The following is an 8,608-nucleotide window of genomic DNA, read 5'->3' as shown; positions in this document are numbered from 1 at the left end:
ATGGCGGTGAGGGCGGAGGTCTCGGCGTGCAGGGCGATGGCGGAGAGGGGTTCGCGGTCGTCGCGGAGTTTGCCGACGAGTTCGGCGGTGAGGTGTTGGGCCTCGGCGGCGCTGCCGCCGTTGCCGGCCACCAGCAACCGGCCGCCCCGCGCCAGCGTCCAGGCCAGCTCGGTGCCCCAGCTTGCCAGCCGCCCGGCCTCCCGTCGGTACGGCAGCAGCGCCGCGGCCAGCCCGGACAGGTGGGCGTCGAGGGTGTCGTGGTGGGTCATCAGGCCACCGCCGGCGCCGGCCGGGACACCGTGGTCAGGGTGGCGTAGACCGCGCCGAGCTGTTCGGCGCAGCGCTTCCAGGAGTACCGGCTGCGGATCCGGTCCAGCGCCGCCGTGGCGTACGTGAAGCGGCGGACCTTGTCGGCCAGCAGCCGGCGCAGCGCGGTGCCGAGCGCGCGGGGGTCGCGCGGCGGCACGAGGTCACCGGTGAGCCCGTCCACGACGGTGTCCGCGATGCCGCCCACGTTGGTGCCGACCACCGGCACGCCGCAGGCCATCCCCTCCAGCGGGGTGAGGCCGAACGGCTCGTACCAGGGGGCGGCGACCAGCACGTCCGCCGACCGGTACCAGCGCCCCATCTCCTCGCGCGGCACCGCGCCGACCAGCTTCACCCGGTCGGCCACGCCGCACGACTCGGCCAGCGCGGACAGTCGCCGCGCGAACGAGTCGGCGGGGAGCAGGTCGGCCGGCGGGCCGCCGACCACCACGCACTCGGCGTCCGGCACCGCGGGCAGCGCCCGGACCACCTCCAGGAAGCCCTTGCGCTCGACCATCCGGCCGACGGTGAGGATGCGCGGGCGGGCCGGATCGCGCGGGGCGACCGGGCCGTCGGGGCGGAACACCGCCTGGTTGACGCCGGACGGGACCAGCGCCATCCGGGACCGGGGCACCCCCATCCGGACCAGCTCGGCGACCTCGTCCTCGCACTGCACGACCACCCGGTCCACGGCCCGGCCGAGCGTCCGCTCGTAGCCGATCCGCCCTGGTGGACTGGTGTCCCGCGCGCCCTGGTGCCGGCGCTTGACCGTGCCGAGCGCGTGGTACGTCAGCACCGTCGGCACCCCGGTCCGCCGGCCGGCGTGCACCGTGGCCAGCCCGCTCATCCAGAAGTGCGCGTGCGCCACGTCCGGGGTCCAGCCGCCGCGCCGCCAGGTGTCCGCCAGCCAGCTGCCGAACTCGCCCATGTACGGCAGCAGTTCGTCCTTCGGCACCCGCCGGGCCGGGCCGGCCGGCACGTGGCACACCTGGTAGCCGTCCGCGGTGGACACGGCCTCGGGCAGGGTGGTGGAGTCGCGGCGGGTGTAGACGCGGACGTCGTGCCCCTCGCCGACCAGCGCGGCCGCGAGTTCCGCCACGTGGGTGTTCTGGCCGCCGGCGTCCTCCTCGCCGAGGACGGCGAGCGGGCTGGCGTGCTCCGAAATCATCGCGATGCGCATGTCTCCTCCTCCATGATCCGGTCCCAGTCGGCGAGGAACCGGTCGAGCCCGAAGCGTTCCTTCGTCACCTCGCGCGCCCGCGCCCCCAGCCGGTACGCGGCGTCGCGGTCCTCGGCCAGCCAGCGGGCCGCCTCGACCAGCGTGTCCACCCGGGTGGACAGCACCCCCGCGTCGGGCGGCACGGCGTCCACGGCCTCGGTGGTGGCCAGCGCGACCACCGGCATGCCGATGGTCATGGCCTCGATCAGGCTCAGCCCGAGCGACGTCCACCGGCACAGGTGCAGGTACGCCCGCCGCCGGGCCACCTCGGCGTGCATCCGGTCCTGCGGCGGGTCGTCGTGCGCGGCCAACCGGTCCGCCGGCAGCCCGAGCCGGTCGGGCAGCCCGGCCACCCCCATGCCGAAGACGTCCAGCGGGGCGACCGCGGCGAAGCGCGGCATCAGGTCGGTGCCGGTGACCCGCCAGCGGCGGACCGGCTCGTTGGTGACCACGGCCAGCCGGTCCAGCTCGCCGGTCCACTCCACCTCCGGCGGCACGATGCCGTGCTCGACGACCGCGGTGCGGGTGCCGCCGTTGTCCCAGAACAGCTCGTTGAAATGGGTGACGTGGGTGAGCAGCAGGTCGTCCCGGTCGGCCATCGGGTGGCGGGTGTTCGGCACGTCGCCCTTCGGGGTGTTGTGCTCGACGTAGATCGCCGGCACGTCCCGGCCGGGGCGGCGGCCCAGCCACTTTTCGGCCAGCTCCAGCTCCTCGGGCCGTTGCAGGATCACCAGGTCGACCTCGGTCCGCCCCAGCTCCTCCGGGGTCACCTCGACGGCGTTCTCCGGCCAGGTGTAGGTCCGCGCCCGACCCAGCCCGTACGGGCCGCGGTCGGGCGTGACCGGCACCAGGTACCGGTGTCTCCCATGCACGAACGACGTCGTCCAGGAGCCGTGCACGTGCCACAGCAGAACGTTCATCTCTCTCCTCGTGGGCGACGGTGCGGGGGCGGAGCGGGGACGGTGACGCTGGGCTCAGCCGGGGACGAGCCGGCGGACGGCGGCGACCACCCGGGCCGGGTCGACGCCGCTGAGGCAGGGGTGCCCGGCGACCGGGCAGACGGCCGCCCGGGTGTCCCGGCAGGCCGCACCGGCGTCGCCGAGCCGGACCGTGGGCACCCGGTAGGGCCCCCACTGTCCGAACGGGACGGTCGGGGCGAAGAGACTGACCACCGGGGTGCCGACGGCGGCGGCGAGGTGGGCCGGCCCGGTGTTGCCGGCCACCAGGCAGCGGGCGCCGGCGACGATCCGGGCGAGTCCGGCCAGGTCGGTCGCGCCGCCGAGGTCGGTGCCGCCGGCAGCGGCGACCCGGGCGGTCAGCTCCCGCTCGGCGGGCCCGCCGGTGACCAGCACCCGGTGCCCGTCGGCCGCGAGGGCGGCCACGATCTCGGCGCAGCGCTCGGGTGGGCAGGCCCGGGCCGGCGCCGACGAGCCGGGATGCACCACCAGGTAGCCGCCGGCGGGCAGGTCGACGGCCGGCGCGGGCAGGTCGGCGCGGAGCCGCAGCGCCGGCTCGTCGCCGGCGGGCAGGGCGAAGCCGGCCGCCGCGGCCAGCGAGAGCGCCCGCTCCGGTTCGGGCACCCCGACCGGCACCCGGTGCCGGACGTCCAGCAGGGACCCGGGGTAGTCGTCGCTGATCGCGCTGATCCTTGGGACGCCGGCCATCCGCAGCAGCAGGGCGAGGGGGAGCGGCGACTGGTGGAAGGAGGTGAAGACGACCGCCTCGTCGGCCCCCACCGCGGCCAGCCGGGCGGTGAGCCGGCGCATGTCCTCGCCGTCGACCGGCCCGGGGGACCCGTCGATCCAGGGCAACCGCCACTCGATCAGCTCGTCGACGCCGGGCAGCAGCTCCGCCGCTGCCCGGCCGCGTGGCCCGCAGAGCAGCACCACCCGTTCCGCCCCGGCCGCCACCGCGCGGATCCCGGGGCCGGTGACCAGCACGTCGCCGGCCGAGTCGCTGCGCACCACGAGCACCGTGCCGGCCCGGCCGGGCCGCGGCACAACGGGCCGTACCGCCCGGTCCCGGCGCAGGATCTCGGCCACCGCGCCGGGCAGGTCGCGGGCGACGGCCGGCGCCTCGTCGACCTCCTCGGGGCGGGTGACCGGGGTGGGCACCAGGATCCCGGTGGCGCCGGCGGCGAGGGCGGCGGCCATGTCGCGGCCGATGTCGCCGACCAGCACGCAGCGGGACGGCGTGGTGCCGAGCGCCCGGGCGGCCTCGTGCACCAGCCCGGGGGCCGGCTTCCGGCAGGCGCAGCCGTCGGTGTCGTCGTGCGGGCAGATCGCCCAGTGGTCGACGGGGCCGAGCAGCTCCTCGATCCGGGCGTGCACCGCGTGCATCTGCCGCTCGGTGAAGTACCCCCGGGCCAGCCCGGACTGGTTGGTCACCACGGCCAGCCGGAGCCCGGCCGCGCGCAGCCGGTCCAGCGCCTCCCGCGCGCCGGGCAGCGGCCGGACCTTCTCCGGGTCGCCGTTGTAGGGCACGTCCTCGACCAGGGTGCCGTCGCGATCGAGCAGCACCGCGTCGTAGAGGGCGGGCCCCGGGGGAGTCATGTCCGACCAGTTGCCCTGGGGCAAGGAAGTAAACATCAACTCTCCGCCCCGGGCCCGTCCGCGGTGACCAGGGCCCCCGCGGGGACGGCGCGGGCGCGCCACCAGCCGCGTACCCAGTGGACGACCGCGAGTGGCGGGATGAGCGCGCTGGTCACCAGCATGGTGGCGACCTCGTCGGGGGTGCGTGGGCCGGGCGCGACGCGGTCCCTGGTGAACTCGGCGGTGCCGGCCGCCCAGCCGAGCGCGGCCAGACCGCCGAGCACGCCGAGCGTCCGCCGGGCGCGGTCGGAGCGCAGGGGAGCGGCGCGCAGCGCCGTGGCGGCCAGCGCCGCCGTGCCGGCCATGGCGACCGCCACGTGCTGGGTGCGCCGCCCCGGGGGCAGGTCGAGCTCGGCGCGCCAGGTCCGGCCGTAGAGCCGGCGCAGCAGCGCGTCGTCGGCGTTGCCGCGCTGGGTCCGCAGGCTGACCCAGCGGCTCTCCGGGCGGACCGGATGGGTCACCCGCCGCCGGCCGCGGACCAGGTGCCAGCAGCCGCGCCGGACCCGGTGGGCCAGCTCGGCGTCCTCCCGGTAGGCGCGGGGGAAACGCTCGTCGAAGCCGCCGACGGCGATCAGGGCCGCCCGGCGGTAGGCCATGTCGGCGGTGATCCACCGGCCGTCGGCCAGGCCCGCGGTGCCGCGTTCCCAGTCGGTGGGGCGGCGGCGCCCGGGCAGCGGAACCTCCACGACCCCCTGCACGCCGCCGACCCGGTCGGGCACCGCGAGGTCGGCGCGCAGCCGCCGGGCCCAGTCCGGTGCCGGCACCACGTCGTCGTCGAGGAAGACCACCCACTCGCCGCGCGCGGCCCACCAGCCCAGGTTGCGGGCCGCCGCCGGGCCCGCGCCCCGCCCGGTCAGCACCTTCGTGTACGTCGCCAGCGCGCCCGGCACCGAGAGTTCCCCGGTGTCGTCGCGCCGGTCGTCGACCAGCAGCAGCTCGGCACCGGGCAGCTCGCCGAGCTGACCGGCCAGGGCGTCCAGCAGGGTGGCCAGGCTCGGCCGCCCCAGCGTGGGCACCACCAGGCTGATCACCGGGCACCGCCCAGCGCCCGGCGGTGCACCGCGAACGGGCCGAGGGCGAGCAGGTCCACCGGAGCGGAGCCGAACAGCTCCATGGCCTCGCGCGGCGTGTCCACCATGGGCCGCCCGGCCGTGTTCAGCGAGGTGTTCACCACCACGGGCAGCCCGGTGCGCCGCTCGAACTCGGCCAGCAGCTCGGCCACCACCGGCTCGGTCTCCGGGTGCACGGTCTGCACCCGGGCGGTCCCGTCGACGTGGGTGACCGCCGGGATTCGGTCCCGCCACTCCGGCTTCACCCGGTGCACGAAGAGCATGTACGGGCTGGGGTAGACCCCGTCGAAGAGCTCCGCGAAGCGCTCCGCGCGGACCATCGGGGCGATCGGCCGGAACTGCTCGCGGCCCTTCACGTCGTTCATCCGGCGGGTGGTGTCCGGGTCGCCGGGGTGGGCCAGCAGCGACCGGTGGCCGAGCGCCCGCGGGCCGTACTCGCTGCGCCCCTGGTACCAGGCGACGATGCCGTTCTCGGCGAGCACCCGGGCCGCCTCGGCGGCGATCGACGCCGGCCGGGTGTACGGCAGCGCCGCCCGGCGCAGCTCGGCCTCCAGCTCCTCGTCCGACCAGCCCCGGCCCAGGTCCGCGCCGGCCATCGGGGTGGACCGGTCGCCCAGCTCGCCGGCCACGTGCAGCGCCGCGCCGAGCGCGGTGCCCGCGTCGCCGGCCGCCGGCTGCACCCAGACGTCCCGGTACGGCCCCTCGGCCGCGAGCCGGGCGTTGGCCACGCAGTTGAGCGCCACCCCTCCGGCCATGGCGAGGGTGCTGGCGCCGCCCGAGGCGTCGTACAGCCAGCGGGACAGGTCGAGGACGACCTCCTCGAGCCGGGCCTGGACGCTGGACGCGAGGTCGGCATGGTCCTCGGTCAGCTCGCCGCCGGCGGCGACCGCCTTGGCCATGCCGGCCCAGTCGATCCGCTCGACCTGGAAGCCACCGTCGTCGGTGACCCGGACCAGGTCGCGGAGCAGGCCCAGATGCCGGGGCTGCCCGTAGGAGGCCAGCGCCATCACCTTGTACTCGTCGCTGGAGTGCAGGAAGCCCAGGTGCCGGGTGAGGTCCTCGTAGAGCAGGCCGAGCGAGTGGGGGAGCTGCTGGGAGCGCAGCGGGGACAGCCGGCCGTCGCGGTAGACGCCGGCCAGGTGGCTGGCCACCTCGCCGCGGCCGTCGAGCACCAGCACCGCGGTGTCGTCGCCGGCCGGCGGTGCGGCCAGGCCGGCGGAGGCGGCGTGCGCGACGTGGTGCGGCACGAACCGCACCCTGTCCGGGTCGAGCCCGGGCAGGGCGGCGGCGAGGAACTGCGGCGCCCGTCGTGCGTAGTCGACCCGCAGCCAGTCCCAGGGGTCGCTCAGGCCCAGCTCGGCGGCGTCGCGGCAGAGGCCGGGGTCGAAGGAGTACGCCACCGCGTCGAGACTGTCCACGTCGATCCCCGCGCTGCTCAGGCACCAGGCGGCGGACAGCTCGGGCAGCTCCCAGGCGGAGAAGGGGACCGGACGCTTGCCGTGCTTGCGGCGGCTGAACCGCTCTTCTTCGGCGGCGGCCACCACCCGGCCGTCGACCACCAGGGCCGCCGCGGGGTCGTGGAAGATCGCGTTTATTCCCAGGACGCGCATGAGTGGTCCCTACCCTGGCGACCACGACCTAACCTGTAGATCATCGACTTCTCCGAGGAGTCGAATCTCCCCAGTGGAGATTCTGATTCGGGACCAAAGTCCCTGGTCGGCGCGGCGGGAACCGGCGAAGCTGGGCAAAGCGGCGCAACCATCCGACCGGGAGGTGTTTCCTTGTCCCCGCTCGCACTGTCCGTGCTCACCGAGGAGCAGCTCACCCTGGCCCGGGCCACCGGCAGCGGGCGCAGCGCCCGGACCGTGCACAGCGGCACCCGACTGCGCCAGACCGTGGTCGCGCTGGTCGCCGGCCACGCCCTGGCGAAGCACGCCAGCCCCGGCGACGCGACGCTCCAGGTGCTGCGCGGACGGGTCCGCCTGGTCGTCCAGGACCGCTCCTGGGCGGGTTCGGCGGGAGACCTGCTGGTGATTCCGGACGCCCGCCATGCGCTGCACGCCGACGAGGACGCGGTGGTGCTGCTCACGGTCGCCCGCGGATGAGCGCCGTCCGACAGTTGCGCGCCAACGGCGCCAGGCCGGTCACCGAACCGGCGCGTGGCCGCCGGCACCGCTGGCTGCCGCCGCAGCACGGCGCCTGGGCGATGCTGCTCCTGCCGTACGTCGCGGCGGTCGGCGTGACCGGCCCGCGCTGGCCGCACCTGCCCGTGCTCGGCGTCGGACTGGCCGGTTACCTGTTCTCCTACTACGCCCTGCTCGCGGTGAAGACGGGCCGCGCCGACCGGGTACGCCCACAGCTGCTGGTCTACGGCGCGGCGACCGCGCTGCTCGGTGCGCCGGTGCTGCTCGCCCGCCCCGCCGTCCTCGGCTACGTCCCGCTCTACGCCGCGCTGCTCGCGGTCAACGTGGGGCACGCCCGGCGTCGCCGCGAACGGGCCCTGCTCAACGACCTCGCCTCGGTGGGGCAGAGCCTGCTCATGGTGTTCGTGGTGGCCACCGTCGCCGAGGTCCCGCCGGTCGACCTGGTCGGGGTGGCGGCGGCGGTCGGCGCGTACCTGGTCGGCACGGTGCTGTACGTCAAGACGATGATCCGGGAGCGGGGGAGCGCCCGGTACCGGTGGGCCTCGCTGGCGTACCACCTGGTGGCGCTGGCGGTGGCGGTGACCGCCGGATGGGGGCCGGCGGTGGCGGCGGTCTTCGCGCTGCTGCTGATCCGGGCGGGGGTGTTGCCCGGCCGGCGGCTCACCCCGCTGCGGGTCGGGCTGATCGAGATGGTCGGCACCCTCCTGGTGCTCGCCGCGGTGGTCACCCGCTGGGCCTGACCGGGCACGCGGGGTTGCCTGCGGCCCGCCGGTGCCCCGACGCCGCCCGCTGGGCCCGGTGCTTGCGACGCTGAGTGACTGTCGCCTCCGACGGCCGCGGTCACGAGGCGTGACGACCCTGTTGGCATCGCCTCCGCGGTCGCCCGCCAGCCGCCCTTGCCTGAGCAGCGGAAACGCGCGCCGCGACTCCCCGCCCCCACCAACCCCTCCACCGCCTTTGCTCTGCAGCCGTATACGCAGCAGTAGCTGTCCGCGATCGTTGCGTATATGGCTGCAGAGCAAAGCGGGTCGGGCAGGGGTGCCGGGGTGGGGTGGTTCTCACCGAGGGTGATCGTGATTGAGGTGCGGTCGGGCCGTCGTCTCGAGAGCCGGGTGGAGGGGCGGCACAGGACGGGCTCGCCGGGATGGTTCGGGGCCGGGGGGGGGGGGGGGCCCGCCCCCCCCCCCCCCGCGAAGGGGGGCCCGCCCCAGCGCCCCAAAGCCCGGCCGAACACCCCCGAACCGCTACCGGGGGCCCGGCCGCCCCCGCGGCGCACGC

8 protein-coding genes are annotated in these 8,608 nt (G+C 76.2%); 2 read left to right on the top strand and 6 right to left on the bottom strand.

The annotated features are described in order from the left end of the window. From ABZV78_RS30525 to ABZV78_RS30500, 6 genes are all read right to left on the bottom strand, one after another. Window positions 1–269: SIS domain-containing protein (locus tag ABZV78_RS30525; protein ID WP_355644160.1), on the bottom strand; the 269-nt coding region annotated here is incomplete at its 3' end. After that, entirely contained in the window at window positions 269–1,486 is a 1,218-nt protein-coding gene (locus ABZV78_RS30520; protein WP_355644158.1) for a glycosyltransferase, read from the bottom strand. The genes ABZV78_RS30525 and ABZV78_RS30520, both read right to left, overlap by 1 nt. Continuing rightward, window positions 1,471–2,445, bottom strand: a complete 975-nt coding sequence (locus ABZV78_RS30515; protein ID WP_355644156.1) for a glycosyltransferase — start codon at window positions 2,443–2,445, stop codon at window positions 1,471–1,473. Before ABZV78_RS30515 ends, ABZV78_RS30520 begins: the two co-directional genes overlap by 16 nt. 54 nt (window positions 2,446–2,499) lie before the next feature. Further along, complete coding sequence (locus ABZV78_RS30510; RefSeq protein ID WP_355644154.1) at window positions 2,500–4,113, bottom strand: HAD-IIIA family hydrolase; 1,614 nt, start codon at window positions 4,111–4,113, stop codon at window positions 2,500–2,502. Next, entirely contained in the window at window positions 4,113–5,147 is a 1,035-nt protein-coding gene (locus ABZV78_RS30505; protein WP_355644152.1) for a glycosyltransferase, read from the bottom strand. Before ABZV78_RS30505 ends, ABZV78_RS30510 begins: the two co-directional genes overlap by 1 nt. After that, the gene (locus tag ABZV78_RS30500) at window positions 5,144–6,796 is read right to left on the bottom strand and encodes a carbamoyltransferase C-terminal domain-containing protein (protein WP_355644150.1); all 1,653 of its coding nucleotides are present in this window, start codon (window positions 6,794–6,796) and stop codon (window positions 5,144–5,146) included. The genes ABZV78_RS30505 and ABZV78_RS30500 overlap by 4 nt, the downstream gene beginning before the upstream one ends. A gap of 171 nt (window positions 6,797–6,967) precedes the next feature. Between ABZV78_RS30500 and ABZV78_RS30495 the strand changes: the two genes are divergently transcribed. Then, entirely contained in the window at window positions 6,968–7,291 is a 324-nt protein-coding gene (locus tag ABZV78_RS30495; protein ID WP_355644148.1) for a cupin domain-containing protein, read from the top strand. Then, window positions 7,288–8,070: a YwiC-like family protein gene (locus tag ABZV78_RS30490; RefSeq protein WP_355644146.1), complete on the top strand. Its 783-nt coding sequence runs from the start codon at window positions 7,288–7,290 to the stop codon at window positions 8,068–8,070. The genes ABZV78_RS30495 and ABZV78_RS30490 overlap by 4 nt, the downstream gene beginning before the upstream one ends. Window positions 8,071–8,608: the final 538 nt, after the last annotated feature.

It is taken from the genome of Micromonospora sp. NPDC004540 (assembly GCF_040610095.1).
In the GTDB taxonomy this organism is placed as follows: Bacteria; Actinomycetota; Actinomycetes; order Mycobacteriales; family Micromonosporaceae; genus Micromonospora.
Note: the sequence above shows the minus strand (reverse complement) of the source record. Positions and strands in the feature narration are given on the sequence as shown.

Excerpts from the sequence above, each read along its gene's own strand:
- ABZV78_RS30520 (WP_355644158.1), bottom strand. The coding sequence starts at position 1,486 with ATGCGCATCGCGATGATTTCGGAGCACGCCAGCCCGCTCGCCGTCCTC.
- ABZV78_RS30515 (WP_355644156.1), bottom strand. The coding sequence starts at position 2,445 with ATGAACGTTCTGCTGTGGCACGTGCACGGCTCCTGGACGACGTCGTTC.
- ABZV78_RS30510 (WP_355644154.1), bottom strand. The coding sequence starts at position 4,113 with ATGTTTACTTCCTTGCCCCAGGGCAACTGGTCGGACATGACTCCCCCG.
- ABZV78_RS30500 (WP_355644150.1), bottom strand. The coding sequence starts at position 6,796 with ATGCGCGTCCTGGGAATAAACGCGATCTTCCACGACCCCGCGGCGGCC.
- ABZV78_RS30490 (WP_355644146.1), top strand. The coding sequence starts at position 7,288 with ATGAGCGCCGTCCGACAGTTGCGCGCCAACGGCGCCAGGCCGGTCACC.